Here is a 26,117-nt window from a genome sequence, read left to right as displayed (position 1 = left end):
GACTATATACCTAAGTTACGTATCTAAGAGGTGTGATGGCGGCCACTGATGCCGGCGACGAGCTGCGTTCCGTGCTGCCCCGGCTCGTGCAGCTGGGCAACCTGATGAACCGCAGCGGCCTGGGGGAGCGGGCCATGAAGCAGATCGGTGCCGACCTCGACCGGCCCGGGCTGTCGATCATCCTCGCCCTGCACATGAGCGGGAAGGCGATGCGCGTCGGCGAGATCGCGGAGCGGATGCAGGTCGCCGGGCCGCACGTCACCCGGCACCTGCACGTGCTCGAACGACGGCGGCTCGTGCACGGCCTGGCCGACCCCGACGACCGGCGTGCCCGCCTGGTCGAGCTGACCCCGGACGGCGCCGAGCTGGCCGGCCGGTACGTCACCACGCTGCTGGGCTGGTTCGGCGAGGCGCTGTCCGGGTGGTCCGAGGTGGACCGCCGGACGTTCTACGACCTGCTGCTGCGCTTCACCGACGACCTCGCGACGTTCCTCTCGGCGGTCGGCGAAGAGGACTGACCCTTTTCGCTGTGGGCGAACCGCGGTAACGCATTCCGTGCACGAGCGTTCTGCCCTTTTCGATGATATCCTTGCCGTGTTCGAACCATCGGTTCCGATGAATTCCCGCCCCGTCCGCATTCCTGCCCGGCGAGATCAATCGACCTGACACGGCCGTCGCCTTTTGCGCTACTGCCGGCGCCTTTGCTCTGCTGCCCGCGACACGAGAAGCCGCTTGTTCCACGCGAGCGTGCGCGTGGACCGATGTGAAGGGGAATGTCCATGAACGACGCTGTTCTGGCCCAGACCACCAACATCAACCCCGGCCTCGCCGCCATCGGTTACGGACTGGGTGCGATCGGCCCGGGAATCGGAGTCGGGCTGATTTTCGCGGCCGTCATCAATGGTACCGCGCGTCAGCCGGAAGCGCGAGGAAAACTGCAGACGATCGGTTACTCGACCTTCGTGCTGACCGAAGTCCTCGCGTTGATCGGCATCGTCGTGTACTTCATCGCCTCCACCAAGTGAGCCCGGCGTCCGCGCGTGGTGTCCCCGCGCGCGGGCGCCGACGTCCGAGCTCGATAGGTTACAGAACTTGACTGTAACGAAACCTCGCGCTAGCGTCGATGACGGGCTGGGAGAAAGGCAGAAGTCATGATCGAAGTCATCGCCGGTCTGGAGGTGCCCGACACCGCTGCCGTCGCCGAAGCGACCAAGCACCTCCAGGAGACGGCCGGACCGCTCGTCTACCACCACTCCCGCCGCGTGTACTTCTTCGGCCGGATCCACGCCGAGCGGCTGGGCGTGGCCCCGGATCCCGAGCTGCTCTACCTGGCCGCCATGTTCCACGACACCGGACTCGCGACGCCCTTCTCCGACGCGGAGCAGCGCTTCGAGGTCGACGGCGCCGACCACGGGCGCAAGTTCCTGCTGGAGCACGGTTTCCCGGCCGCCGCCGCGGAAACCGTGTGGACGGCGATCGCGCTGCACACGACCCCCGGCATCCCCGGCCGGATGGGCCCGGAGATCGCCGCCACGCACTTCGGCGTGCTCACCGACATCGTGGGGTTCGGCCTCGGCGACCTGGACGCCGGCCGGCTGGGGGAGATCCTCGCCGCGCACCCGCGGGGCGACTTCAAGAACGAGTTCCTGGCCGCCTACTTCGAGGGGCAGAAGCACCGCCCGGACACCACCAACGGCACCGTGAACGCCGACGTCATCGCCCACTTCCTCCCGGACCACCGGCGCACGACGACCGTCGAGCGCGTCCTCGGGTCCGCCTGGCCCAGCTGAACCGGAGCAGCCATGAAAGCCTTCACCGCCACCGACCGCGACGCGGGCGCCGAGGGGCTCACCCTCACCGACCTGCCCCACCCGCACGCCGCCGAGAACGACGTCGTCGTGCGGGTCCACGCCGCCGGCTTCACCCCCGGCGAGCTCACCTGGCCGGGCACCTGGACCGACCGCGCGGGCCGCGACCGCACGCCGAGCGTGCCCGGGCACGAGCTGTCCGGTGTCGTCACCGAGCTGGGCTACGGGACCACCGGCCTGACCGTCGGCCAGCGGGTCTTCGGCCTCGCCGACTGGACGCGCGACGGTTCCCTGGCTGAGTACACCGCCGTCGAGGCACGCAACCTCGCGCCGCTGGCCGCCGACATCGACCACACCGTGGCCGCCGCCCTGCCGATCTCCGGGCTGACGGCGTGGCAGGGACTGTTCGACCACGCCCGGCTCGCGACCGGCCAGACCGTGCTGATCCACGGCGCCGCCGGCGCGGTCGGGTCCATCGCCGTCCAGCTCGCGCGCGACGCCGGCGCCCGCGTGATCGGCACCGGCCGGGACCGCGACCGCGACGTCGTGCTCGGTCTCGGCGCGCACGCCTTCCGCGATCCGGCCGCCGACGGCGAGCAGGTCGACGTCGTCTTCGACGTCCTCGGTGGCGACGTGCTCGCGAAGTCCGCCGCGTTGGTGCGGCCGGGCGGCACGCTGGTGACGATCGCCGAGCCGCCGACGGTGCGGCCCGCAGACGGACGCGCGGTCTTCTTCGTGGTCGAACCCGACCGCGCCCGGCTCGCGGACCTGGCCCGGCGAGTACGCGACGGCCGGCTCGAGATCCGCGTCGGGGAGGTGCGCCCGTTCGCCGAGGCCGCCGACGCGTTCGCCCATCGGCGCGTCCCCGGCAAGACGATCATCCGGGTCGCGGCGGACTGACGCCCGGAGCCGCGCCGCGAGCGGAAGTGCTCGCGACGCGGCTCTCAAGGGGTCAGCGGGTTTCGGCGGCGCAGAACAGGTCCTGTGCCGGCCGCGAACCGGTCGTCAGGAACCCGGTCACCGCGGTGTTCGCGCACTGGTTCGGCCCGAACAGGTAGGCGCCGTGCCCGCCCTGGTCGGCCGTGACCATCCGCGCGCGGTCGCCGAACGCCGCGCGCAGCTTGCGGGCGTTCACCAGCGGCGTCCCCGGGTCACGCTCGTTCTGCACCATCAGCACGTTCGCCGGGCCCCGGCCGGTGATCCGCACCTTCGGCTCCACCGGCGCCGCCGGCCAGAACGCGCACGCCGCGATGTTCGCCGTGGCCGCGCCGATCAGCGGGTACCGGATCCGGTCGACCGCCACGTCCAGCTGGTAGCCCGCCACCGACCGCGGCCAGGCCGTGTCCCCGCAGAGCACGGCGAACCGGGCCGACAGGAGGTTCTCGGCCCCCGCCGGGACTGGCAACTCCGGCGCGCGGCCCTGGTCCAGGGTCTGCCACTGTTCGGCCAGCGGCTTCAAGTTGGTGGAGTACAGGCCCTCGAAGGTCAGGCCGCGGAAGACCGATCCGGTGAATTCCTCGACCGGGGTCCGGTCCAGCCGCGCGGCCAGCTCGTGGTACTTCGCGGTCACCTGCGCCGGCGTCGTGCCGAGCCCGTACTCCGGGTGGGCGGCGGCGAACTTCGCGAAGTCCGGGAAGCGGTCCTCCATCCCGCGGCCGAAGCCGCGCATGGCGTCGATGTCGTAGCCGCCCGGCCCGAGGTTGCTGTCGAGCACGAACCGGTCGCTGCGCTCCGGGAACATCGCCGTGTACACCGCGCCCAGGTACGTGCCGTACGACGCGCCCAGATAGGACACAGTGGACTCACCGAGCGCGGCGCGGATGCGGTCCATGTCCCGCGCGGTGTTCGCCGTCGTGATGTAGGGCAGCATCGACCCGGTCGCCGAGCCGGCGCACTGCCGAGCTTCCGCCTTCGCGACCTCCGCCTGCTTCACGACGTCGGCCGGGCCGTGCGCGTACGGCAGGTTGCCGATCGCCATCTGCGCCGGCGTCAGGTCGCAGGTCACCGGGGTGCTGTGCGCGACGCCGCGCGGGTCGAAGCCGATCACGTCGTACTCGTCGAGCACGCTCTGCGGCAGTTTCACCAGCTTGAGCAGCTGCGGGTAGTCCAGGCCTTCGCCGCCGGGGCCGCCCGGGTTCGTCAACAGCACGCCGCGCCGCTTCTCCGGGTTCTTGCTCGGCAGGCGCGAAACCGCGACGTCGATCTTCCGGCCGTCCGGGTGCCGGTAGTCCAGCGGGACTTTCAGCGTCGTGCACTGCAGGTCCGGCGTCGGGAACGCCCCGGCCGGGCACGGACCCCAGGTCAGTGCGTTCGGTGCGGCGGACGCGGACGGCACCACGACGGCCGCGCTCAGCACGGCGACCGCCGCGGCCAGCATGGTCTTGCGCATCGGTGTTTCCCCTCTCTCGATTCGCGTCCGCCGGTCAGCGGCGCGGTTCCCAGCGGAAGAGCCGCGTGGCCAGCACGACCGCGACGACGACCCAGGCCAGGGTGGGTCCGAAGAGGACCAGTGAGTCGGCGAGCGGGCGGCCGCCGTTCCAGGCGTCGAGCACCAGCTCGGTCGCCGAGCCGCCCGGGAGCAGCCGCTTGAGCAGCGTGAGGTCGGTCGTGCCGGTGACCCCGACCCAACCGGACACGGCGATCACGCCGAGGCTGACCGGCAGGGTGGTGACCTGCGCGTGTTCGGGCGAGTTCGTCAGGCCCGCCGTGGCCAGGCCGAGCGCGAGCATCATGGCCACGACCGACACCACGGCCGCGACCAGCAGCACCGGGTTCGCCGGTGTCCCGGCGACCATGGCCAGCGCACCCAGGATGACGGCGATCTGGAGCACCGAAAGCGCCGTGATCGGCAGCAGCAGCCCGCCGAGGATGCCGGCGTCGCCCGCCGCGGTGGAGCGCAGGCGCTTGAGGAACAGGTTCTGGCGCCGGGAGGCCAGCGTGGTCACCGTCGTGGTGTAGAGCCCGATGCCGGCCACGAAGAACAGGGCCAGCGTGGCGATGTAGCCGAGGCTGCCGATGTCGGTGAAGACGTCGTGCTTGGCGATGAAGAACGCGCTGAGCGCGGCCGGCAGCACCAGCGCGGTGACCAGCACGAGCCGGTTGCGGAAGATCTGGATCAGCTCGCCGCGAGCGATCGTGAGCATGAGGTCCCTTTCTCAGGAGTGTTCGATGGCGCGGAAGACGTCGTCGAGCCGCGTGGGCCCGGCCTGGAGGTCGGTCAGCTCCACGGCGTGGTCCTGCGCCCAGCCGAGCAGCGTGTGCAGGTCCTTCTGCAGCGCGAAGGTCTCGACGAGGAACTTGCCGTCCGCCCCGCGCGTGGCGAGCAGCGGCGGCTTCGGCGCGTGCGGCGCGAGACCGAAGTGGATGGTGGCCGGCAGGGTCCGCGTCAGCTCGGCGACGGTCCCTTCCCGGTGGAACGCGCCCTGGTGCATCAGCCCGATGCGGTCGGCGCGCTGCTGGGCTTCTTCGAGGTAGTGGGTGGTCAGGACGACGGTCGAGCCGTCCTCGCGCAGCCGGTCGACGGCGTCCCAGAGCGCGTCGCGCGACTGGATGTCCAGGCCGGTGGTGGGCTCGTCGAGGAAGACCAGCTCGGGGGTGCCGTAGACGGCGGTGGCGAAGTCGAGCCGGCGCTTCTCACCGCCGGAGAGCTGGCCGACCTTCGTCGTTGCCTTGCGGGTCAGGCCGACCGTGCCGAGCACCCGCCCGACGTCGTCGGTGCGCTCGGTGAGCCGCCCGATCAGCCCGACGCTCTCCCGGACGGTCAGGTCCGGGGAGAACCCGCTCTCCTGCAGCATGATCCCCATCCGGGGCCGGACGGCGGCGCGGTCGCGGGGGTCCTTCCCGAACACCCGGACGGCGCCGGAGGTCGGCGCGCGGTGGCCTTCGACGGTCTCCAGCGTGGAGGTCTTCCCGGCGCCGTTGGTGCCGAGCAGGGCGTACAGCTCCCCGCGTTCCACTTGGAACGAAAGGTCTTTGACGGCGGCGAAGTCGCCGTAGGTGAGGTTCAGGCGGTCGACGTCGATGACGGGTGTCGTGGACATGCTCCGATTCCAGCGGGATCGGCGCCCGCGCGGCAGTGTGCTGACGTCACCCCGACACATGACGCAGTGTCACTGGTGCGGCCCGCCAGGCCCGATACTCTCGGGTCATGGAGGTGCCGACGATCGCGCGCAGGAGCTCCTGGACCGGCGGGGCGGTCCAGGAGCGGCTGCGCCGGCTGAACCTGATCACCACGATCCCGCCGCTCGCGTTCGTCGGCGTGCTGCTGCTGGTGCTCACCGCCCGGTCCTGGTGGCACGTCGTCATCCAGGTGGTCGGGCTGATCGCGGCACTGGCGACGGCCGAGCGCTGGACCGCGGGCGACTACCTCCGCGTCGCGCGGCCCAGCCTGGTCGTGACCGCCGTGGTGTGGCTGGCCGGGGCGCTGACCGACGACTCCGCCGCGTTCTACGGCCTGTCGCTCGTGGGCTCGTTCCTCATCCCGCCGCTGCGGCGCCACCGGATCGCGGCCCTCTTCGGGCTCGGGATGCTGGTCGCCGTCGTGGGTGCGGCGAACCTGCTGGTGCACGACGACCGCGTCGGGGCGCGGCTGGTGCAGTACGTCCTCGTTCCCGCGGTCGCCGTGCTGGTCTCGACCGCGTTCATGTTCGTCAGCCAGAAGTTCTTCGACCTGATCGCGGAGCTCGAGCAGTCGCGTGAGCGGGAGGCGGAGCTGGCTGTGATCCGCGAGCGCGTGCGCTTCGCCGGCGACCTGCACGACATCCAGGGCCACACGCTGCACGTGGTGAAGCTGAAGGTCGCGCTCGCCGAGAAGCTGCTGGACAGCGACGTCGACCGGGCGCGCGCGGAGCTGGGGGAGGTGCGCAGCCTGGTCGGCGACACGATCGTGCAGACCAAGGAGCTCGCCCACGCCCAGCGGCGCCTCAACCTCTCCGCCGAGCTGGAGAACGCGAAGAACCTGTTCGAGGCGGCGGGAATCCACGTGCGCGTCGAGCGGGAGTCCGAAGTGGACGACCGGGTGAGCGAGCTGCTCGGCCAGGTCCTGCGCGAGACGACGACCAACATCCTGCGCCACGCCCAGGCGCGGCAGGTGCGGATCACCCTCGCGCGGCGCGGGATCGCCATCGTCAACGACGGCGCGGCCGAGGAGGGCCCGCCCGAGCTCGGCGGGCTCGCGACGTTGCGGCACCGCCTGGGGGAGAACGGCGGCGAGCTGGAAGTGTCGCGGACGGACGGCCGGTTCCTCACGGCGGCCGCGTTCCCGTCCCGGATCGGGGGCGACCGATGACGACCGTGGTGCTGGCGGACGACGAAGCCCTGCTCCGCAAGGCGCTGGCCGCCCTGCTGCCGCTGGAGGGCGAAATCACGGTGCTCGCCGAGGCCGAAGACGGCGAAGAGGCGGTGGCGGCGACGCTGCGGCACCGCCCCGACGTGCTCGTGATCGACCTCGAGATGCCCACGGTGGACGGTCTCGGCGCCGTCGCGGAGATCCGGCGTGCGAGGCCGGAGCAGGTGATCCTGATGCTGACCCGGCACGCCCGTCCGGGAGTGCTCCGGAAGGCGCTGAAGCTGGGCGTGCAGGGGTTCGTGAGCAAGTCGGCGGAACCGGCGCACATCACGGAGGTGATCCGGACGCTGCACGCGGGCAAGCGCTGGATCGACCCGGACGTCTCGGCGCTCGCGGTGGTCGACGACTGCCCGCTGACCGACCGCGAACTCGACGTCCTGCGCGCGACGCGGGAGGGCTTTTCGGTGGCCGACATCGCGGGGCAGCTGCACCTGGCGGAGGGAACGGTGCGCAACTACCTGTCCAACGCGATGCAGAAGACCCAGACCCGCACCCGCCACGAAGCAGCCCGCTACGCCCGCGAGCACGACTGGCTCTAGCGGCGCTCCACGTCGACGACCCGGACACCGGGCCGGATCCGTCGCGCCCGGACGCACCGGCCTCGCTGCACGGCAGGTGCATCGACAGCAGGCCGGGGATGGCGGCCGGATCGCCGGCGTCCCGGATGCACCATCAGCGGCCGCAGGTGCACCCCGAAAACGTCCGGCCGGCCGGCCGAAGGAGCGACGAGCTCGGCGTGCCTCGCGGGTCGCGCTACCCGTCCTCGCGGTCACGACCGACCGGCAACCAAAGCCGGGCGACCCCCGCTGGCCGGCCCCGCCGCCGCCCGCTCGGCGCCTGCACCAGTCCGGCTTCGCCGTCAGCCGACCGGGAACTTGACCGCGGTCAGCTCCTCCGAAACCGCCCACAGGCGCTGCTGGATCCCCACGTCGTAGGACTGCGGAGTGGACGTCACCACCTCCGGACGCCCGCGGTAGCCGCCGACGCCGGCCGGGCCGTAGTACTGGCCGCCGAGGGCCGCCGGGTCCGTTGCCGCGCGGAGGGTCGGGAGGGCGCCGCGCTCCGAGCTCTGCGTGAACAGCGGGGCGACCAGCGGGAAGAGCGCGCGGGCGATCGCGGGGGAGTTGCGCATCAGCTCCGTGCGGGCCACGCCGGGGTGGGCGGCGATCGACGTCGTCGTGCCGTGCGGGGCGAGGCGGCGCTGCAGTTCGTAGGCGAACATCAGGTTCGCGAGCTTGGCCTGGCCGTAGGCCGCGACGCGGTCGTAGGAGTTCTCCCACTGCAGGTCGTCGAAGTGGATCGAGGCGCGGATGCGGTGGGCGATGCTCGCGACCGTCACCACCCGGGAGTCCGCGACCGGCAGCAGCAGGTCGAGCAGCAGGCCGGTGAACGCGAAATGCCCGAGGTGGTTGGTGCCGAACTGCAGCTCGAACCCCTCCCGCGTGGTCTGCTTCGGCGGGTACATGACGCCCGCGTTGTTGATCAGCAGGTCGATCTTCGGCAGCGTCCCGTGCAGGTCGGCCGCGGCGGCGCGGACGGAGTCCAGCGAACCCAGGTCCAGTTCCTGCACGGTCACGTCGGCGTTCGCGCCGAGCCGGGCTGCGGCCTGCTTGCCCTTCTCGACGTCGCGGACGGCCAGCACCACCGTCGCGCCGCGCTCGGCCAGCACCTTCGCGGTGTCGAACCCGAGTCCGGTGTTGGCCCCGGTGATGACGGCGACGCGCCCCTTTTGACTCGGGACGTCGCGTTCGGTCCAGTTCTCGCCCATGGCGGTTCCCTTCGTGGCGGCCTTTTCGGACCGGCGGTCTGTTATGTGGACGACGCTAAGGAACCGACGGTCTGTTGTCAAGAGACTGCCGGTCTTCAATTTCGCGCGCCGGGCGTTACGCTGGGTGGCATGACGTTCCAGCGAGCCCGCAGCGCGGAGCAGCGGGAGGAGCGGCGCCGCACGATCCTCGACACGGCGCTGGCGATGCTCGACGAGATGCCGGTGGCCGACGTGAGCCTCAACGAGCTCAGCAGGCGGGTCGGCCTCGCGAAGTCGAATGTGTTGCGCTACTTCGAATCCCGGGAGGCGGTGCTGCTCGAACTGCTCGACCGGGCACTGCGCGACTGGCTGGCCGAAGTGGGGGACGAGCTGGCCGCGGGGGTCGACCAGGCCGGGTCGGCGGGGGAGCGGGGCGAGCGGTTCGCGGCGGTCGTCGCCCACTCGTTGGCGCGACGCACCGTGTTGTGCGACCTCATCGGCGCACAGGCGGGTGTCCTGGAGCACAACGTGTCGGTGGACGTCGTCGTGCGGTTCAAGCGGTCGGCGCTGGCCGGGCTGGACACGATGGCCGAGCTGGTCCGCCAGTACGTCCCGGAGGTCGGCGACGAGGCGGCGACGGTCTGCCTGTTCGCGATGATCCTGACCGGCGGCCTGTGGACGCACTGCCGGCCGTCGCCGAGCGCCTTGGCGGCGTACGAGGTCGACCCGGCCTTGGCGGCACTGCACCTCGACCTGGCCCCGGCCCTGCAGAGCGGCTTGGCGTTGCTGATCGCGGGAGCGGCGAAGCGCACCGGCGGCTGATCTGCACTTTTCCTGTGCGGCCATGTGGGCAAGCTCATTTGCTAGCATGTGGGCATGCCCTCCGACGCCAAGCGGCAGTTCAGCGTCTACCTGCCTGCCGAGCTCATCCGGCGGGTGAAGCACGCCTCCGTCGACGCCGACGAGTCGCTTTCGGCCTACGTCGAGCGCGTGCTCGAGGACCACCTGCGACAGAACGAGGAACGCCCGTGATGCGCGTGCTGCCGATCCGCTACAGCTCGGACGTCGAGGCCCTGACGCGGTTCTACACCGCTCTCGGCCTGAGCACCGGGCCGGTGTCGCGGCCCGGCGGGTGGGTCGAGCTGCCCGCCGACGGCGGCACGCTGGCCGTCCACCGGGGAGCCGGCGCCGGCCGGTGCGAGCTGGCCTTCGAGACCGACGAACTCCTGGAAGACGTCGCGGACCGGCTGCGTGAAGCCGGGTACGAGCCGGGTCCCGTCATCGACGAGGGCTTCGGGCGCTCGCTGCGCGTCCCGGACCCCGACGGCGTGTGGGTGCAGATCAACGCCTACGACCGCGAGCTCTACACATGACCCTGCCGGTGCGGGAATCGCGGTTCCTCGCCGGGGGCGTCGTCGCGCTCGAGTTCTCGGCGGCCGTCACCAGTTTCGTCGCCTCGACGCTGCTGCCGGTCGTCGCCCGTGACCTGGACGCGGGGGACCGGCTCGGGCTGCTCATCGCCGGCTCGACCCTCGGGTTGTTCGTCGCGCTTCCGCTGGCGAGCCGGGTACTGGGCCGGCTGGGCACCCGGGGCACCCTCGCCGCCGGGATGGCCGCCTACGTCGGCGGGCTCGTCGTCGCGGCCACCGCGCACAACGCGGGGATCTTCGCACTGGGCCAGCTTTCCACCGGGCTCGCCAGCGGCCTGCTCGCGGTGTTCGGCGTCAGCTCGGCGATCCGGCACCTCGACGAACGGCTGCGCCTGCGGGTGGTCGCCGCGTCCTCGGCGATGTGGATCCTGCCCGCCCTCGTCGGCCCGGCCGCGACGCTCGGCCTCGAACACCTCGTCGGCTGGCGCTGGACCCTGCTCGTGCCGGTGCCGTTTGTCCTCTTCGGACGGTTGCTGGTCGTGCGCGCCGTCCGCGACGACCCGCCCGCGGACACCGCCCCGCGCCCACTCGGCCGGACGTTGCTCGTGCCCCTGGGCGCCGCGGGAGTCGTGCTGAGCGACGGGTGGTGGCCGCTCGCGGTCGCCGGGGCCCTGGTCGCCGCGGCCGGGATGGTCGCGATCCTGCCGGCGGGAACGGTCCGCCTGCACCGCGGGACGCCGGCCGCGCTCGCCGCGATGGTGCTGTTCGCCGTCGGCTACTTCGGTGCCGACAGCCTGATCACCGTGCTGCTGACGGCGGGGTTCGGGGTGAGCCTCGGCCAGGCCGCGATCGTGCTGAGCGCGGCGCCGCTGGCCTGGGCGGTGACGAGCCTGTCCGGGCGGCGCCTGCCCGCCACCGGTCTGACCCTGACGGCCCTCGGCACGGCCGTCCTGGCCGTCGGCGGCCCGTTCCCCGTGCTGCTCGCCGCGTGGACGGTGGCCGGGATCGGCGTCGGGCTCGCCTATCCCGCCCTGTACGTCCGGGCGAGCACCGCCGGCTCGAGCGGGCTCACCGCGACGGAGCTGGCCACCGCGGTGATCACCGCCGAGTGCGTCGGCCAGCTCCTGGGCCGCGCGATCGGCGGGGCCCTGAGCTCGGCCGGCGGCTTGTTCGCCTCCTACGCCGTGTTCGCGGTCGCGCTGGCCGCGGCCGCCGCGGTCAGTCGAAGGTGACCCACTGGGACGTCAGCAGCACGAGCCCGAGCGAGCACGCCGCCACCACGACCAGGCCCAGCGCCGCGACCACCAGGGGCCGGAACCCGCTGCGTGCCATCTGCCGCAGGTCGAAGTTCAGCCCGACTCCGGCGAAGCACAGCAGGAACGCCCACTTCGACAGGTTGCCCAGGCTCGTCACCTCGGCCTTGGTGAACACGTGCGCGGTGGCCAGCGCCGACACGGCGAGGAAGCCGAGCACGAACTTCGGGAACGTCCGCCACACGAACGCGGCGCGCTCCTTCGGTCCATTCGCGACGGACTTCCCGCCCCGGGTCGACCAGTAGGCCGCGTACCCGAGCACGACCAGGCCGATCAACGCGTTGCGGGTGCTCTTCACCGCGACGGCGACGTCCTGGGCGTGCGGCGAGTAGGCCGCGCCGGTCGCCGTCGTCTCCGCGGTGTTGTCCACCGCCAGGCCCGCCCACAGCCCGAACTGCGTGTCGGACAGGTTCAGGGCGTGCCCGATCAGCGGGAAGGTGAACAGCGCGACCGCGCCGAGCGCGAGGATCGCGGCGATGGCGTACCCGGAGTCCTCGTCGTCGGCGTCGATGGACCCGCGGCCGGCGATGATCGCCGAGACCCCGCAGATGGACGTGCCGATGGCCAGCAGCGACGACAGTTTCCCGCCGAGCCCGAAGAGCTTGCCCACCAAGAGGATCACGGTCGTGGCCACGGCCATGTCGATCAGGATCAGGCCGAGGCTCAGCCCGCCGAGCTTGAGCAGGTCGCCCAGCACGAACCGGGCGCCGAGCAGCACGATGCCGATCTTCAGCCAGAACTCGTAGGTCGCGACACCCGGCCGGAACAGCGCCGGGACGCCGATCGTGTTGCGGATGACCAGGCCGAGGATGATCGCCCACAGCACGTATTCGAGGTCGGGCAGCGCGGTGCCGGTCGCCTTGCCGATCGCGCGCACCTCGTTCTGCGCCAGCGTTCCCACGATCCCGACGGCGGCGAGCAGCAGCAGGCCGGGCACGTAGCGCAGGACCGGGAGGGTCGTCAGCCCACCGCTCCGGGTGGTCGTGCCGGTGCTCATTTGACCAGGAAGGTGATCGTCGGCAGCACGCCGAACGCGGCCAGCAGCACCAGCACGGCGGCCACCGCCACCGCGGCCCAGTCGGCGCTGATCCGCGGCGCCGGCTTCGGTTCCGGATCGGCGCCCATGCTCAGAGCACCTCGTTCAGCTTGCCGGTGGCGACGTCGAACACGAAGCCCCGGACGGAGTCCTTCTTCGGCACGAACGGGCTGTTCCTGATCCGCGCGATCGACTGGCGGACGTCTTCGTCGAGGTCGCTGAACGCTTCGGCGGCCCAAGCGGGCTTGACGCCGACGTCCTCCTGGATCGACTTCTTGAAATCGTCGTCGGTGAAGGTGAGCATGCCGCAGTCGGTGTGGTGGATGAGGATGATCTCCTCGGTGCCGAGCAGCCGCTGGCTGATGGCCAGCGAGCGGATCTCGTCCTCGGTCACCACGCCGCCGGCGTTGCGGATCACGTGGGCTTCGCCTTCGTTCAGGCCGAGGACGCCGTAGACGTTGATGCGCGCGTCCATGCACGCGAGCACGGCGACGTGCTTGGCGGGCGGCAGCGGGAGCGGCCCGGTGAACCGGGCGGCGTAGTCGGCGTTGTTGGCCAGGAGTTCGTCGGTGACCGACATGGTGATCCTTCCGGCGGAGAAGCGGATGCGCCGAGTGGACCGCTCCCGGCACCCGAAAGCAATGGTGCCCAGGAACTGGGACGTGGGGCGGTCCAGGATCTGGAACCCGGCACCGGTGCGTTGACCGCGCTCGGCCCGGCTTCCTAGAGTCGACGACGTCAGCGGAAAGCGCCTGCGCTTTTCTCCCCTTCTTTTCCGGAGCAGGTACCCCCATGCCCGAATCCGTCTGGGTCGCCCAGTCTGATCCGCGGGTCCGGCCATTGCTCGCCGACCTGGCCCGCGAATACTCGACGCGGTACCACCGCGTCCTCAACGACGTCCATTTCGAACTCCGCGAATACCCCGCGGACCGGTTCGCGGCCCCGGACGGCGGATTGCTGCTGCTCGTGCGGGACGGCCGCGCGGTCGCGGGTGGTGCTTTCCAGCGCTACGACGAGGAGACCGCCGAGCTCAAGCGGATCTGGACCCACCGCGCGCACCGCGGCGGCGGGCTCGCGCGGCGGGTCGTCGCCGAACTGGAGGCCGAAGCCGCGCACCGCGGGTACCGCCGGATCTTCCTCACCACCGGCCCGAACCAGCCCGAGGCGCGGGGCCTCTACCTGGCCACCGGCTACACCCCGCACTTCGACGTCGACGCCGTCCCGACGACGCGCTTGCCGTTCTCGAAAGCGCTTCCCGCCCCGGTGGGCGCGAGATGACCAGTGACCTCGGGACCCGGCCCGCGCCCGCCGCGGTACCGGAGGAGTCGCTGAAGATCGTGCCCGCGCGGCACCCGGCGACCTGGGTGGCCGCCGCCGTGGTGGCGGTCCTCGTCGCGATGGCGGGCCACGCCCTGGTGACCAACAAAGCGTTCGACTGGCCGACGTTCGGCCGGTTCGTCTTCCAGAAATCGATCTTGGAAGCCGTCGCGCTGACCCTGGAACTGACGTTGTTCGGCGTCGTCGCCGGATTTTTGCTGGGCACCGTGCTGGCGTTGATGCGCATTTCCCGGAATCCGCTCCTGCGCGCGGTGAGCTGGACCTACACGTGGATCTTCCGGTCGGTCCCGCTCATTCTCCAGCTGCTCTTCTGGTACAACCTCGCGATCCTGTACAACGAGATTTCCTTCGGCGTCCCGTTCGGGCCGTCGTTCGTCTCGGTCGGGACGATGAGCCTGATCCCGCCGTTCTTCGCCGCGGGCCTCGGGCTCGCGTTGCACCAGGGTGCCTACGCCGCGGAGATCGTCCGCGCCGGGTTCCTTTCGGTGGACGCCGGGCAGCGCGAAGCCGCCGCGGCGCTGGGCATCCCGGCGGCGCGGCAGTTCCGGAGGATCGTGCTGCCGCAGGCGCTGCGCACGATCGTGCCGACCGCGGCCAACGAGATCATCGGCCTGCTGAAGGCGACGTCGCAGGTCTACGTGATGGCGCTGCCGGAGCTCTTCTACCAGGTCCAGGTGATCTACACGCGCAGCGGCCGGGTGATCCCGCTGCTGCTGGTCGCCACCGCCTGGTACCTCGCGCTCACCACGGTACTGTCGGCCGGGCAGTTCTTCGTCGAGCGGCGCCTGGGGCGGGGCGCATGAGCGCGGAGTACATGGTGGACGTCCGCGGTGTCCACAAGAGCTTCGGCGCGCTGACCGTCCTCGACGGCGTCGATCTCCAGGTGCGGCAAGGGGAAGTGACCGTCCTGCTGGGACCCTCGGGCTCCGGGAAGTCGACGCTGCTGCGGCTGATCAACCACCTCGAGCGCGCCGACCGCGGCTTCATCAGCGTGGGCGGCGAACTGATGGGCTACCGCCGCTCCGGCGACCGGCTGCACGAGCTCAAGGAACGGGACATCCTCAAGCAGCGCACCCGGATCGGGTTCGTCTTCCAGAACTTCAACCTGTTCGGGCACCTCACCGTGCTGGAGAACGTCGTCGAGGCGCCGGTGTCCGCGCAACGCCGTCCACGCGCCGAAGCCGAAGCCAAGGCGCGCGAGCTGCTGATCCGCGTCGGCCTGGAAGACAAGGCGTCCGAGTACCCGCGCCGGCTGTCCGGAGGCCAGCAGCAACGGGTCGCGATCGCCCGGGCGCTGGCCCTCGAACCCGGCGTCCTGCTGTTCGACGAACCCACGTCGGCCCTGGACCCCGAGCTGGTCGGCGAGGTCCTCGAAGTCATCCGCGACCTGGCCGAGGCGGGCACGACCATGGTCGTCGTCACCCACGAGCTGGGCTTCGCCCGCGAAGTCGCCGACACCGTCGTCTTCCTCGACGAAGGCCGCGTGGTCGAGCAGGGCCCGCCCGCCGAAGTGCTGGACCACCCCCGTCACGCCCGGACCCGGGCCTTCGTCGAGAAAGTCCTTTGAGGAGAGTCATGAGACTGAGAACCCTGGTGCTGGCTTCGGTGTTCGCGCTCGCCGCGTGCGGCAGCCCGGAAGCGGCCACGAACGCGCCCGCGGCGGACCAGCCGGGCGGCGTCAACATCACCGCGAACCAGAACCGCGTCCGGGCGCAGAAGGTCGACGCGATCGCCGCGCTCGTCCCGGCGGACATCCGGACGCGCGGCACGCTCGTCGTCGGGACCACCGGCAACGGCACCCCGCCGCTGTCGTTCCGCGCGGACGACGACAAGACGGTCATCGGCGTCGAGCCCGACCTCGCGCAGCTGGTCGCCGACGTGCTCGGCCTGAAGCTCGACCTGCAGGCTTCGTCGTGGGAGAACCTGTTCCTGTCGGTGGAGAACCGGCAGTTCGACGCCGGGTTCTCGAACATCACGGTGACCGAGGAGCGCAAGGACAAGTACGACTTCGCGACCTACCGCAAGGACACGATCGCGTTCGAGGTCAAGAACGAGAAGAACGTCGCGGTGAAGGAGGCGAAGGACATCGCCGGGCTCACCGTCGGCGTCGGCGCGGGGACCAACCAGGAGCAGATCCTGCTGCGCTGGGACCAGCAGAACAAATCGGCCGGCCTGGCCCCGGTGAAGTTCCAGTACTACCAGGCGACCTCCGACTACTACCTGGCGCTGCAGTCCGGCCGCATCGACGCCTACGTCGGCCCGAACCCGACGTCGGCCTACCACGTGGCGGTCGAGGGCAAGACGAAGATCGTGGGCACGGTCTCCGGCGGCGGCACGATCCCGGCCGACATCGCGGCGATGACCAAGAAGGACGACGGCCTGGTGAAGGCGTTGCAGCAGGCGCTGGACACGGTCATCAAGAACGGCCAGTACGCGGAGGTGCTCAAGCGCTGGAACCTGGCGTCGGAGGCGTTGCCGGCGTCGGAGGTCAACCCGCAGGGACTGCCGCGCAAGTGACCCGGTGGCCGGGCTGCTGGGGAACGCCGCTGCCCCAGCAGCCCGGGCTCGGCTCCGGCGCTACGGCGTCCGGAATGCCCGCCGGTAGGCACCCGGCGTCGTCCCCACCTGGGCGCGGAAGCGGCGCCTGAGGTTGACCGCCGACGTCAGGCCGACGCGGGCCGCGATCGCCTCCACCGGGAGATCCGTCTCCTCCAGCAGCGTGCGGGCTTCGGTCACCCGGCGGGCCAGCAGCCACGCGCCGGGGCTCGTGCCGAGCTGGTCGGCGAAGCGCCGGGCCAGCGTGCGGGGCGAGACACCGGCGTGGGCCGCCAGCTCCGCCACCGACAGCGCCGTCCCGAGCCGGTCGCCCGCCCAGCCGAGGAGCCCGTCCAGGGCGTCCGGCGGCCGGGGAGGCGGGGCGAACTGCACCTGGCCGCCCTCGCGGTGGGGCGGCATCACCATGTGCCGCGCGACGAGGGCGGCGTGCGCGGCGCCGTGGTCCTTCCGGACGAGGTGCAGGCACAGGTCGATCCCGGCGCCGGCCCCGGCACTCGTGGCGACGTCGCCGTGGTCGACGTACAGCACGTCCGGCTCCACGCGCACCCGCGGGAACTCGCGCCGCAGCTGCTCGGCGCGGCCCCAGTGGGTGGTCGCGGACCGGCCGTCCAGCAGGCCCGTGCGGGCGAGGGCGAACACCCCGGAGCAGATGGTGACCAGGCGCGCGCCCCGGGCGTGGGCCCGCAGCAGCGCACGGCGGACGCGCGGGGGCAGCGGCGCCTCCACCGGTGCCCAGCCGGGGATGATCACGGTGTCCGCGGAGTCCAGCGCCGCCAGCCCGCGCGAGACGGACATCGCGTACCCGGCCGTCGTCGGCACCGGGCCGGGCTGCTCCGCGCACACCTCGAACTCGTAGTGCCCGGGCACCCCGGCCCGCGGCGTGCCGAAGACCTCGGCGGCGCAGCCGAGCTCGAACGTCGACTGCACCGGCCGCACCAGGGCCACCACGCGATGCATGGCAGGAAAGTACCCCAAGGTGTCTTCCCGGACACTGGTCCGGCCCCGCGCGGGCGGGCACCGTGGCGGTCATGCACCCCGAGATCCTCGAGCAGGACGGCTACACCTGGGCCACGGTCCGGGAAGCACCCGTCCGTGAGCTGTTCCCCGGCATCCGGCTGCGTCCACTGTGGACCGGACCGGCCGGCGCGCACGCGAACGTCCTGGAGATGGACGCCGGGACGTCGTGGCCGCGCAAGGACGTCCACGAACCCGGTCCGGAGGAGGTCTACGTCGTCGCGGGAACGTTCAACGACGGCGCGCGCGACCACCCGGCGGGCACGTTCCTGCACGCGCCGGCCGGCACGTGGCACGTGCCCGCGAGCGCCACCGGCTGCACCCTGTTCCTCTTCTACCCGGAGGGCTGACCGCCCCGCGGCTCTGGTGCCGAACGGTTCGCTGCGGTACAACCGGAGGCGTGGCCGAGCGCGCACGGCGCCCTGACCAGCATGCCGCGGTCGAACGGGATGTGCTGGTGCGGTACCTCGACGCGTGGACGGCGAAGGCGCTGCGGTCCCCGCGCGGCGGCACGTACGTCGAGTGCGGCGGGTTCGCGGCCGACGCGCTCCGGGTGTTCGGCGAGTTCTCCGACCGGCTCGACGGGCACCACCTGGAGCTGGTGGTCGTCGGTTCGGCCGTGCCCGGGGGAGTGCCGGCGGGCCTCACGGTGCGGGTCGCCGACGATCCCCTTGACGTCCGGGGCACCGGGCCCGTGCTGACCCATTTGGACGGTCCCGGAGCGTGGCCGCTGGTCGCGGCGACGGCCCGCGGCAAGGGGCACGAGGTGGTCGTCACCGCGCCGGCGGGGGACCAGGTGGAGCAGGGGTGCGCGATCGAGCTGGTGGCCGAAGACGGCGAAGCGCGCGTGCTGGTGTTCGTCACGGCGGACGAGAAGCACCTCGCGACGTTCAAGAGCGAGCTGTGGGCGGTGGACGAGTTCGCGGGCATCCGCTACCGCGACCCGCGGGACGCGGAGGGGATCCTGGTCGACATCTCGCTGACCCCGCAGCTGCTGCCGTTGCGGCGGGCGTTGCTGGCGGAGCTGTCGCGGCGGGGCCGGAGCACGGTCGCCGAGCTGCAGCGGTTCGCGCTCGTGGCGACGATCTACCGCCCGGAGGACGCGATCGGCGCGCTGACCTCGGCGATCACGGCGGGGGAGGTCACGCGGGATCCGGAGAAGGGCCGGCTGACGCCGCGGACCGTGGTCGGTCTCTCGTAGCCGGTACCCCGGCGCTCGTCGTTGTCCCTGGGTGGGCCGTCATCACCGGGTAGTGGGCGCGCCGACCGAATCGGTCTCGAGGGCGGCCTCCCGCAGTGCCTCGGCAACGCGGGCCGCGGCGTCGGACAGCGGTCGCGGGAGGTGGGCGAGCAGCACCCGCCGTTGCTCCCCGGGGCCACCGCGGACCGCCAGCACCCGCACCCCGGCCGGTACCACGGCGCCGAGTGAGCCGGGCACCGTCGTGATGCCGCAGCCGGCCGCGACCAGGTGCAGCTTCGCCAGCCAGTCGCGGGCGGTGTGGGCGATCTCGGGCCGCTCGTCCACACCGGGCCACACGCCCATCACGCGGTCGTCGCCCGAGCCCGCGATCCAGCGTTGCCCACGCAGGTCGGCGACGTCGACGTACTCCCGCCGCGCGAGCGGGTGGCTCGCCGGCACGGCCACCCGCAGGCTGCGTTCGGCGAGCGTCCGCAGGGCCAGTGCCGGGGTCTCGGTGTCGGGCGGGCGGAACGGCGGCGCCGAGGCCACCAGCGCGAGGTCCAGCGTGCCGGCGCGCAGGGCGCGGACCAGGGCGGGCGTGCCGCCTTCGCGGCTGAGCACCGTGATCGCCGGATGCGTGCGCCGCAGGGCGGCCAGCGCGCGGGGCAGCAGGTCGGCCCCGGCGGTGGGGAACCAGCCCAGCCGCACCGTGCCCTGCTCGCCGGGCAGCCCGGCCAGCTCGCGCGCGGTCGCGTCGAGCTGGTCGAGCACGCCGGCGGCGCGGCGCACCACGATCCGCCCGGCCGACGTGAGCCGCACCCCGTCGTGGCGCCGCTCCAGCAACGGCGTTCCCGCCGCGCGCTCCAGCGAGGCGATCTGCCGGGAGACCGCGGACTGCGTGTAGCCGAGCGCGGTGGCCGCGGCGGTGAGCGTGCCCCGCTCGGCCACCTCGCGGAACACCCGCAGCGCGGTCAGGGAAGCGTCGGCGAAGGTCATGCCGTCTACGCATACCAGGTCTGCGGTTCTTTCGCTTTTCGCATGGTCGGAGCGGACCTAGCGTGGATGGCATGACCCCGAAGATCGCTCTTGTCACCGGAGCCACCCAGGGCCTGGGCCTCGCCCTGGTCGAAGGGCTCGCGGCGCGACTGTCCACCGAGGACACCGTCTACCTGACCGGCCGCGACGCCGGGCGGGTCGCCGAGGCCGTCGAAGCCGGGCCGGCCGGCGGCGCCGAGGTCCGCGGTGAGGTCCTCGACGTCGCCGAGCCCGGTGCGCCCGGCCGCCTCGCCGCGAAGCTGGCCGAGCGGCACGGCGGTGTCGACGTCGTGCTCGGCAACGCCGTCATGCGGGTCGGGCCCGGCGACGACCCGCGCGCGATCGTCCGCGCCTACGCCGAGGTCAACAACTTCGGCACCACCCGGCTGCTGCGCGCTTTCGCGCCACTGCTGCGCGACGGCGGCCGGTTCCTCGTCGTGGCCAGTTCGTTCGGGACGCTGAACCACCTCGCGCCGGCGCTGCACGGACGGTTCGACGGTCTGTCCTCATTGGACGAGGTGGACAAGCAGGTCGCCGCCTGGCGCGACGCCGTCGAAGACGGCAGCGCCCGCGCCGGCGACTGGCCGGGCTTCGTCAACATCCCGTCCAAGATCGGCCAGGTCGCGGCGGTGCGCACGCTCGCCGCCCAGCGCCGCGACGACGACCTGGCGCGCGGCATCCTGCTCGCCGCCGTCTGCCCCGGGATGATGAACACGCCGACGTCCGCGCTGTGGTGGGACGTCGGCGACGCGCCGAGCCCGGCGCAGGCGGCGGATGCGGTGCTGGACCTCGTGCTCCGGCCCGTCGACCCCGCCCAGTACGGCGAGCTGGTCCGCCACGGCGCCGTGCTGCCCTGGCGCTAGCCGAGCGTGGCCTCCATCGAGCGGGAGAGGACGGCGTCCAGGGCCGCCAGCGTCTCGCCGTCGAGCACGATGTGACCGGCGGCGATGTTGCCCTCCAGGTGATCCGCGCTCGCGGTGCCGGGGATGAGGTGGACGTTGGGGGCGTGGTGCAGCAGCCACGCCAGCCCGATCTGCGCGGGCGTGCGGCCGAGTTCGCGGGCGGCCGCCTGCACCGCGGGCTCGTCGGTCACCTTCGGCAGCCCGGGGAAGGCGCCGCCGAGCGGGAAGAACGGCACCCACGCGATGTCCTGCTCGAGGCAGAGGGCGAGCATGTCCTCGTCGTCGCGGCTGACCAGGCTGTAGGCGTTCTGCACGCACGCGATGCCGGCCGGGAGGGCCCGGCGCAGGACGTCGAGGGTGACGCTGCTGAGCCCGATCGCGCCGATCTTGCCCTCGTCGCGCAGGGCGGTCATCACCGCGAGCTGGTCGTCGAGGTCGACGAGCTGGTCGCCCTCGGCCACCACGCCGGGCCGCCGGTCGGCGCGGCGCAGGTTGACCAGCGGGATCCGGTCGAGACCGAGGGCCCGCAGGTTGTCCTCGACGCTCGCCCGCAGCTCCGCGGGCCGTTGCGCCAGGCGGAGCGGGATCGGGCCGCCGGGGTCGGGATCGGCGCCGACCTTGCTGACGACCACGACGTCGTCCCCGGGCCGGACGGCCTCGCGGATGACCTCGTTGACGAAGCCGTTGCCGTAGAACTGGGCGGTGTCGACGTGGTCGACGCCGAGGTCGAAGGCCCGGCGCAGCAGTGCGACGGCCGCGGCGCGGTCGTCGTGGAGGCGTTCGAGCTGCATCGCGCCGTAGCCGACGCGGGAGACGGTGCGGCCGGCAAGCGGGCCGGCGCCACCCGGTCGCGGGGCACTTTCGGTGGAAGGCATGCGTAGTCCCGTCCTCGTGCGATGATGGTGAAGCGGAGGAACCTCCGTTAAAGCTGACAGTAGCACAACCGGAGGTGCCTCCGTTTTGTCTCCGCCCGAACCCGAGCGGCCGGCGCGGTCCGACGCGCGCCGCAACCGCGAGAAACTGGTCGCGGTCGCGCGCGCGGCCTTCGCGGCCGCCGACGGGACCGTCGCGCTCGAAGCCGTCGCCCGCGAGGCCGGAGTCGGGATCGGCACGCTGTACCGCCACTTCCCGACCCGGGAGGCACTGGTCGAAGCCGTCTACGCGGCCGAGCTCGACGACGTCACCGCGAGTGCCCCGGCGTTGCTCGCCGAACTCCCGCCCGAGGCGGCCCTCCGCGCGTGGATGGACCGCTACGCGAAGTTCGTGGAGACCAAGCGCGGAATGGCGGACAGCCTCCGCGCGAGCCTGGCATCGGGCCGCATCGCGACCCCGACGACCCGCCGCCGCATCACCGAGGCGATCGGCGCGATCCTCGACGCGGGGGCGCGCGCGGGCACGCTGCGCGCCGGCGTCGATCCCGAGGACGTCACCTTGATGGTGCTCGGCGTGTTCCTGTCCACTTCGGGCGGTCAGGACGCGGAGCGGATCGGGCGGATGCTCGACCTGATCGTCGACGCCGTGCGCGACCCCGGCCGGTAGGCGTCAGCGGCCCATCTTCTTCAGCAGTTCGGCGGCGTCGAGGACCTGGTCGGCGGGCGGCGGCTGGATGTCCACCGGCTCGCCCCACCCGTGGTAGGCGGTCGTGCCCTTGAGCCCGGGGCCGAGGCCCGGCAGCTCGACGGCGAACCGCACGGGCCGCTGCGCCGCGTCGAGCCACAGTTCGGCGGGCAGCTTGGCGGTCACCGGCTTGGCCGGCTTGCCGTCCAGCGGCGGCTCCGCGTATTCCGGGAACAGTTCCGGGGCTTTCGCGGCATCGAATTCGAGCCGGTAGTGGTTGACCGCGACGGTGTCGAGCCGGGTCTGGCCGGCCGACACGATCCGGCCGGTGCGCTCGAGTTCGGTGAGGGCCAGGGAGAGGTCGGGCAGCTTGACGATCGCCGGGACGGCGGCACCCATGGCCTGGGCGACGGGATCGGCGCTGCCGGCGTCGGTCCCGATCCACGATTTGCCGGGAACCGCGTCCACCGGCGTGCGGGTGTAGGTCTTCCGGCCGAGCACCCGGGTTTCCCCGCTGTCGGCGACCATCTTCAGCGCGGTGGCACCGCCGTCGAACCGCAGCGATCCGGTGGCGTGCTGGGGAGCCGCGCCGAAGGTGGCCTCCAGGGTGAAGCTGACGGAAGGCGCCTGCGCGATCCCGCCCCGCACGGCGGCCACGAGCTGCGCGACATCCCCGGCCGGCGCACCGAGCACGGCGGACGCGGCGGGCGGCGGCGCGGCACCGGGCCCGGGATCACAGGCAGCGAGCACCAAAACCACCCCGGCGACGAGCAGACCGGCCTTCCGCATGGAACCCCCTCGGCATCACGTTCCGCGGGGACGGTATCGGGAGAAGGTCACATTCCGGGCATGAGCCGGAGAAGATCGGTCCCGGTCGGCTCAAACGAACGGGCCCGGCCGATCACCAAGATCGGCCGGGCCCGTCAGCGACTCGAAATCACGCCAGATCGAACCGGTCCAGCTCCATGACCTTCGTCCAAGCCGCGACGAAGTCAGCCACGAACTTCTCGCGCGCGTCGTCGCTTGCGTACACCTCGGCCAGGGCCCGCAGCTGGGAGTTCGACCCGAACACCAGGTCGACCGCCGTGGCCGTCCACTTCAGCTTGTCCGTGCTCGCGTCCAGGATCTCGTACACGTTCTCCTCGGAGTCCGAGGCCTTCCAGCGCGTCCCCGGCGAAAGCAGGTTGGCGAAGAAGTCGTTCGAGAGGACGCCCGGGCGGTCGGTGAACACGCCGTGCGAAGACGTGCCCGTGCCCAGCGCGCGCAGCCCGCCGACCAGGACCGTCATCTCCGGGGCCGAAAGCCCGAGCATGTATGCGCGGTCGACCAGGAGCTCCTCCGGCTGGCGCTTCTCGCCCGCGCGCAGGTGGTTGCGGAAGCCGTCGGCGCGGGGCTCGAGCACCTTGAACGAGTCCGTGTCCGTCTGCTCCTGGGTCGCGTCCGTGCGGCCCGGGTGGAACGGCACCGTCGTCTCGACGCCGGCGTCGCGCGCCGCCTTCTCGACGGCCGCCGAACCCGCCAGGACGATCAGGTCGGCCAGCGAGATCTGCGCGCCGCCCGCCTCGTTGAACTCGCGCTGGATGCCCTCGAGGGTCGAGAGGACCGTCGCGAGCTGCTCGGGCTGGTTGACCTCCCAGCCGCGCTGCGGCTCGAGGCGGATGCGGGCACCGTTCGCGCCGCCGCGCTTGTCGGTGGAGCGGAAGCTCGCGGCCGACGCCCACGCCGTGCCGGCCAGCTGGGCGACCGTCAGACCGGACTCGAGGACCTTCGCCTTCAGCGCCGCGATGTCGGCGTCGCCCACGAGGTCACCCTCGACGGCCGGCACCGGGTCCTGCCACAGCTGCGGCTCGGCGACCCACGGGCCGAGGAACCGGCTGACCGGGCCCATGTCGCGGTGCAGCAGCTTGTACCAGGCCTTGGCGAACGCCAGCGCGAATTCGTCCGGGTTCTCCAGGAAGCGGCGCGAGATCGGGCCGTAGACCGGGTCGAAGCGCAGCGACAGGTCCGTCGTGAGCATCGTCGGCTTGTGCTTCTTGTTCGGGTCGTAGGCGTCCGGGATGATCTCCGGCGCGTCCTTGGCGACGTACTGCTTGCCGCCGCCCGGGCTCGTCGTGAGCTCCCACTCGTAGCCGAACAGGATCTCGAAGAAGCGGTTGCTCCACTCGGTCGGCTTGTCCGTCCACGTCACCTCGAGGCCGCTGGTGATCGCGTCGGCGCCCTTGCCGCTGCCGAGCGTGCTCAGCCAGCCGAGGCCCTGGGTCTCGAGCCGCTCGCCCTCGGGCTCCGGGCCCACGTGGTCGTCGGCGACACCGGCGCCGTGGGTCTTGCCGAAGGTGTGGCCGCCGGCGATGAGGGCGACGGTCTCCTCGTCGTTCATCGCCATCCGGGCGAAGGTCTCCCGGATGAAGTGGGCCGCCGCCTCGAAGTCCGCGCTGCCGCGGGGACCCTCGGGGTTGACGTAGATGAGGCCCATCTCGGTGGCGCCGAGGTCGGGCACCATCTCGCTGTCGGACGCGTAGCGGTCCTCGCCCAGCCAGTTCTCTTCGGGGCCCCAGAAGATCTCTTCGGGCTCCCAGGTGTCGACGCGGCCGAAGCCGAAGCCGAAGGTCTCGAAGCCCATCGACTCCAGCGCGACGTTGCCGGCCAGCACCAGCAGGTCGGCCCACGAGATCTTCTGGCCGTACTTCTGCTTGACCGGCCACAGCAGGCGGCGCGCCTTGTCGAGGTTGGCGTTGTCCGGCCAGCTGTTCAGCGGCGCGAAGCGCTGACCGCCGTCACCGGCGCCGCCGCGGCCGTCGTGGATGCGGTAGGTGCCCGCCGCGTGCCAGCTCATCCGGATCATCAGGCCGCCGTAGTGGCCGAAGTCCGCCGGCCACCAGTCCTGCGAGGTGGTGAGCACCTCGGTGATGTCCCGCTTGAGGGCCTCGACGTCGAGCTTCGCGAACTCCTTGGCGTAGGCGAACTTCTCGCCCAGCGGGTTGCTCTTCGCCGAGTGCGCGTGCAGCACCGTCAGGTCGAGCTGGTTGGGCCACCAGTCCTGGTTGGTGCGCGGACGGCCGCCCGTCTTGGCGGACGGGGCGTCGATCGCCGGGTTCTCGCTCTCACTGCCGTGCGCGGTCACGGAGCCGTGTGCGACCGGGCAGCCGGCGTTGTCCTGGGTGTTGCTCATCTACTTCCTTCCGAGGCGGCAATCAATGGGAGGTTCGGGTGGTGGCCGCACAGTCGGGGCAGGTGCCCCAGTAGACGACCTCCGCCTGGTCGATCACGAAACCGTGGTCGTCCGAGGCGGTCAGGCACGGGGTGTGGCCGACGGCGCAGTCGACGTCCGCGATCGCACCGCAGGTGCGGCACACGACGTGGTGGTGGTTGTCCCCGACCCGGGACTCGTACCGGGCGGTGGCGCCGGCGGGCTGGATGCGCCGCACCAGGCCGGTGTCGGTGAGCGCCCGCAGGACGTCGTAGATCGTCTGGTGCGACACCGCCGGGTGCTCGGCCCGCACCAGCGCGATCACCGTCTCGGTGTCGACGTGCGGGTGGTCGTGCAGCGCGGTGAGCACGGCCAGCCTCGGCCGCGTCACCCGCAACGAGACCGCCCGCAGCTGCGCCTCGAAGTCGGTCATCACGCCGGTCACCCTAGGGGGCTTCTCTGGAATGAGTCAAGTTACGACACGCCGGAAGAGGCGTGATCGTGTCACGCGCAGTCACCGGATCGGTGATCTCCGTCACCGGGATGGCGCACTGTACCGCGAGCCCGCCGAGGACGCACAACGGCGCCGGGGGCCGTGGGGGAATGGGGCAGACCCCGCTGTTCCGAGGGGCAACGCGCGCGCAGTGGCCGAGGGTGTCGTCGTACTTTCGAGGAAGAAGATCACTTCCCATTCCATGAAAGGATTTCACAATGGCGCGGAATTGGA

31 protein-coding genes are annotated in these 26,117 nt (G+C 71.9%); 18 read left to right on the top strand and 13 right to left on the bottom strand.

Annotation, left to right across the window (positions count from 1 at the left end):
• Positions 1–35: 35 nt before the first annotated feature.
• From QSK39_RS18645 to QSK39_RS18630, 4 genes are all read left to right on the top strand, one after another.
• The gene (locus QSK39_RS18645) at positions 36–518 is read left to right on the top strand and encodes a MarR family winged helix-turn-helix transcriptional regulator (RefSeq protein ID WP_285479014.1); all 483 of its coding nucleotides are present in this window, start codon (positions 36–38) and stop codon (positions 516–518) included.
• Between the two features lie 261 nt (positions 519–779).
• Positions 780–1,025, top strand: a complete 246-nt coding sequence (locus QSK39_RS18640) for an ATP synthase subunit C-like protein (RefSeq protein ID WP_285479013.1) — start codon at positions 780–782, stop codon at positions 1,023–1,025.
• A 126-nt stretch (positions 1,026–1,151) separates the two neighbouring features.
• Positions 1,152–1,790, top strand: a complete 639-nt coding sequence (locus QSK39_RS18635) for an HD domain-containing protein (RefSeq protein ID WP_285479012.1) — start codon at positions 1,152–1,154, stop codon at positions 1,788–1,790.
• Positions 1,791–1,802: 12 nt separating this feature from the next.
• Entirely contained in the window at positions 1,803–2,708 is a 906-nt protein-coding gene (locus QSK39_RS18630; RefSeq protein ID WP_285479011.1) for an NADP-dependent oxidoreductase, read from the top strand.
• Positions 2,709–2,760: 52 nt separating this feature from the next.
• On the opposite strand, the gene QSK39_RS18625 is transcribed toward QSK39_RS18630, so the two are convergent.
• The 3 genes from QSK39_RS18625 to QSK39_RS18615 are packed head-to-tail and all read right to left on the bottom strand — an operon-like array spanning position 2,761 to position 5,848.
• Positions 2,761–4,197 carry an alpha/beta hydrolase gene (locus QSK39_RS18625; protein ID WP_285479010.1) on the bottom strand — a complete coding sequence of 479 codons (1,437 nt, stop codon included), beginning with the start codon at positions 4,195–4,197 and terminating at the stop codon, positions 2,761–2,763.
• A gap of 34 nt (positions 4,198–4,231) precedes the next feature.
• Positions 4,232–4,951 carry an ABC transporter permease gene (locus QSK39_RS18620; RefSeq protein ID WP_285479009.1) on the bottom strand — a complete coding sequence of 240 codons (720 nt, stop codon included), beginning with the start codon at positions 4,949–4,951 and terminating at the stop codon, positions 4,232–4,234.
• A 12-nt stretch (positions 4,952–4,963) separates the two neighbouring features.
• Positions 4,964–5,848, bottom strand: coding sequence for an ABC transporter ATP-binding protein (locus QSK39_RS18615; RefSeq protein ID WP_285479008.1), 885 nt, complete (start codon positions 5,846–5,848; stop codon positions 4,964–4,966).
• 107 nt (positions 5,849–5,955) lie between these two features.
• Here QSK39_RS18615 and QSK39_RS18610 point away from each other — a divergent pair, with 107 nt between their 5' ends.
• Together QSK39_RS18610 and QSK39_RS18605 are read left to right on the top strand one after the other, a co-directional pair.
• Positions 5,956–7,095 carry a sensor histidine kinase gene (locus QSK39_RS18610; protein WP_285479007.1) on the top strand — a complete coding sequence of 380 codons (1,140 nt, stop codon included), beginning with the start codon at positions 5,956–5,958 and terminating at the stop codon, positions 7,093–7,095.
• Positions 7,092–7,694, top strand: coding sequence for a response regulator transcription factor (locus QSK39_RS18605; protein WP_285479006.1), 603 nt, complete (start codon positions 7,092–7,094; stop codon positions 7,692–7,694). The genes QSK39_RS18610 and QSK39_RS18605 overlap by 4 nt, the downstream gene beginning before the upstream one ends.
• A gap of 320 nt (positions 7,695–8,014) precedes the next feature.
• Here the strand turns inward: QSK39_RS18605 and QSK39_RS18600 are convergent, their stop codons facing one another.
• Positions 8,015–8,923, bottom strand: a complete 909-nt coding sequence (locus tag QSK39_RS18600) for an SDR family NAD(P)-dependent oxidoreductase (protein ID WP_285479005.1) — start codon at positions 8,921–8,923, stop codon at positions 8,015–8,017.
• A gap of 129 nt (positions 8,924–9,052) precedes the next feature.
• Here QSK39_RS18600 and QSK39_RS18595 point away from each other — a divergent pair, with 129 nt between their 5' ends.
• Genes QSK39_RS18595 through QSK39_RS18580 form a run of 4 tightly spaced genes read left to right on the top strand, consistent with a single transcriptional unit; the run spans position 9,053 to position 11,504 of the window.
• Positions 9,053–9,724, top strand: a complete 672-nt coding sequence (locus QSK39_RS18595) for a TetR/AcrR family transcriptional regulator (RefSeq protein ID WP_285479004.1) — start codon at positions 9,053–9,055, stop codon at positions 9,722–9,724.
• Between the two features lie 54 nt (positions 9,725–9,778).
• Positions 9,779–9,934 carry a CopG family transcriptional regulator gene (locus QSK39_RS18590; protein ID WP_285479003.1) on the top strand — a complete coding sequence of 52 codons (156 nt, stop codon included), beginning with the start codon at positions 9,779–9,781 and terminating at the stop codon, positions 9,932–9,934.
• Positions 9,934–10,275: a VOC family protein gene (locus QSK39_RS18585; RefSeq protein WP_285479002.1), complete on the top strand. Its 342-nt coding sequence runs from the start codon at positions 9,934–9,936 to the stop codon at positions 10,273–10,275. Before QSK39_RS18590 ends, QSK39_RS18585 begins: the two co-directional genes overlap by 1 nt.
• Positions 10,272–11,504: an MFS transporter gene (locus QSK39_RS18580; protein ID WP_285479001.1), complete on the top strand. Its 1,233-nt coding sequence runs from the start codon at positions 10,272–10,274 to the stop codon at positions 11,502–11,504. Before QSK39_RS18585 ends, QSK39_RS18580 begins: the two co-directional genes overlap by 4 nt.
• Here the strand turns inward: QSK39_RS18580 and QSK39_RS18575 are convergent.
• From QSK39_RS18575 to QSK39_RS18565, 3 genes are read right to left on the bottom strand one after another with little or no spacing between them, the layout of a single operon-like run.
• Positions 11,491–12,582: a YeiH family protein gene (locus QSK39_RS18575; protein ID WP_285479000.1), complete on the bottom strand. Its 1,092-nt coding sequence runs from the start codon at positions 12,580–12,582 to the stop codon at positions 11,491–11,493. The two genes, QSK39_RS18580 and QSK39_RS18575, sit on opposite strands and share 14 nt — an antisense overlap.
• Positions 12,579–12,710, bottom strand: a complete 132-nt coding sequence (locus tag QSK39_RS18570) for a hypothetical protein (RefSeq protein WP_285478999.1) — start codon at positions 12,708–12,710, stop codon at positions 12,579–12,581. Before QSK39_RS18570 ends, QSK39_RS18575 begins: the two co-directional genes overlap by 4 nt.
• A 2-nt stretch (positions 12,711–12,712) precedes the next feature.
• Complete coding sequence (locus QSK39_RS18565) at positions 12,713–13,201, bottom strand: beta-class carbonic anhydrase (RefSeq protein ID WP_285478998.1); 489 nt, start codon at positions 13,199–13,201, stop codon at positions 12,713–12,715.
• A 212-nt stretch (positions 13,202–13,413) separates the two neighbouring features.
• On the opposite strand from QSK39_RS18565, the gene QSK39_RS18560 reads away from it, so the two are divergent.
• Genes QSK39_RS18560 through QSK39_RS18545 form a run of 4 tightly spaced genes read left to right on the top strand, consistent with a single transcriptional unit; the run spans position 13,414 to position 16,476 of the window.
• Positions 13,414–13,899, top strand: coding sequence for a GNAT family N-acetyltransferase (locus tag QSK39_RS18560; protein WP_285478997.1), 486 nt, complete (start codon positions 13,414–13,416; stop codon positions 13,897–13,899).
• Positions 13,896–14,762: an amino acid ABC transporter permease gene (locus tag QSK39_RS18555; protein ID WP_285478996.1), complete on the top strand. Its 867-nt coding sequence runs from the start codon at positions 13,896–13,898 to the stop codon at positions 14,760–14,762. Before QSK39_RS18560 ends, QSK39_RS18555 begins: the two co-directional genes overlap by 4 nt.
• Positions 14,759–15,526, top strand: coding sequence for an amino acid ABC transporter ATP-binding protein (locus tag QSK39_RS18550; protein WP_285478995.1), 768 nt, complete (start codon positions 14,759–14,761; stop codon positions 15,524–15,526). The genes QSK39_RS18555 and QSK39_RS18550 overlap by 4 nt, the downstream gene beginning before the upstream one ends.
• Before the next feature lie 8 nt (positions 15,527–15,534).
• The gene (locus QSK39_RS18545; RefSeq protein ID WP_285478994.1) at positions 15,535–16,476 is read left to right on the top strand and encodes an ABC transporter substrate-binding protein; all 942 of its coding nucleotides are present in this window, start codon (positions 15,535–15,537) and stop codon (positions 16,474–16,476) included.
• 60 nt (positions 16,477–16,536) lie between these two features.
• Here the strand turns inward: QSK39_RS18545 and QSK39_RS18540 are convergent, their stop codons facing one another.
• On the bottom strand, positions 16,537–17,472 hold the full coding sequence (locus QSK39_RS18540; RefSeq protein WP_285478993.1) for a GlxA family transcriptional regulator: 936 nt from the start codon (positions 17,470–17,472) through the stop codon (positions 16,537–16,539).
• Between the two features lie 71 nt (positions 17,473–17,543).
• On the opposite strand from QSK39_RS18540, the gene QSK39_RS18535 reads away from it, so the two are divergent.
• Both QSK39_RS18535 and QSK39_RS18530 read left to right on the top strand, forming a co-directional pair.
• On the top strand, positions 17,544–17,879 hold the full coding sequence (locus tag QSK39_RS18535) for a cupin domain-containing protein (RefSeq protein WP_285478992.1): 336 nt from the start codon (positions 17,544–17,546) through the stop codon (positions 17,877–17,879).
• A gap of 50 nt (positions 17,880–17,929) precedes the next feature.
• Complete coding sequence (locus QSK39_RS18530) at positions 17,930–18,730, top strand: hypothetical protein (RefSeq protein WP_285478991.1); 801 nt, start codon at positions 17,930–17,932, stop codon at positions 18,728–18,730.
• Positions 18,731–18,772: 42 nt separating this feature from the next.
• Here QSK39_RS18530 and QSK39_RS18525 read toward each other — a convergent pair whose 3' ends face one another.
• Positions 18,773–19,705, bottom strand: a complete 933-nt coding sequence (locus QSK39_RS18525; RefSeq protein ID WP_285478990.1) for a LysR family transcriptional regulator — start codon at positions 19,703–19,705, stop codon at positions 18,773–18,775.
• Positions 19,706–19,776: 71 nt separating this feature from the next.
• On the opposite strand from QSK39_RS18525, the gene QSK39_RS18520 reads away from it, so the two are divergent.
• Complete coding sequence (locus tag QSK39_RS18520) at positions 19,777–20,607, top strand: SDR family NAD(P)-dependent oxidoreductase (protein ID WP_285478989.1); 831 nt, start codon at positions 19,777–19,779, stop codon at positions 20,605–20,607.
• Here the strand turns inward: QSK39_RS18520 and QSK39_RS18515 are convergent.
• The gene (locus QSK39_RS18515; RefSeq protein ID WP_285478988.1) at positions 20,604–21,521 is read right to left on the bottom strand and encodes an aldo/keto reductase; all 918 of its coding nucleotides are present in this window, start codon (positions 21,519–21,521) and stop codon (positions 20,604–20,606) included. The genes QSK39_RS18520 and QSK39_RS18515 overlap by 4 nt on opposite strands.
• An 85-nt stretch (positions 21,522–21,606) precedes the next feature.
• Between QSK39_RS18515 and QSK39_RS18510 the strand changes: the two genes are divergently transcribed.
• Positions 21,607–22,185 (top strand): TetR/AcrR family transcriptional regulator, encoded by a 579-nt coding sequence (locus QSK39_RS18510; protein WP_285478987.1) that lies wholly within the window; start codon positions 21,607–21,609, stop codon positions 22,183–22,185.
• 3 nt (positions 22,186–22,188) lie between these two features.
• Here QSK39_RS18510 and QSK39_RS18505 read toward each other — a convergent pair whose 3' ends face one another.
• From QSK39_RS18505 to QSK39_RS18495, 3 genes are all read right to left on the bottom strand, one after another.
• Positions 22,189–22,992 (bottom strand): SCO4651 family lipoprotein, encoded by an 804-nt coding sequence (locus tag QSK39_RS18505; protein WP_285478986.1) that lies wholly within the window; start codon positions 22,990–22,992, stop codon positions 22,189–22,191.
• Between the two features lie 148 nt (positions 22,993–23,140).
• Positions 23,141–25,372, bottom strand: a complete 2,232-nt coding sequence (gene katG, locus QSK39_RS18500; protein ID WP_285478985.1) for a catalase/peroxidase HPI — start codon at positions 25,370–25,372, stop codon at positions 23,141–23,143.
• Between the two features lie 22 nt (positions 25,373–25,394).
• Positions 25,395–25,823: a Fur family transcriptional regulator gene (locus QSK39_RS18495; RefSeq protein ID WP_285478984.1), complete on the bottom strand. Its 429-nt coding sequence runs from the start codon at positions 25,821–25,823 to the stop codon at positions 25,395–25,397.
• Between the last annotated feature and the right edge of the window lie 294 nt (positions 25,824–26,117).

It is taken from the genome of Amycolatopsis sp. NBRC 101858, from assembly GCF_030269325.1.
Taxonomy (GTDB): Bacteria; Actinomycetota; Actinomycetes; order Mycobacteriales; family Pseudonocardiaceae; genus Amycolatopsis; species Amycolatopsis ponsaeliensis.
Note: the sequence above shows the minus strand (reverse complement) of the source record. Positions and strands in the feature narration are given on the sequence as shown.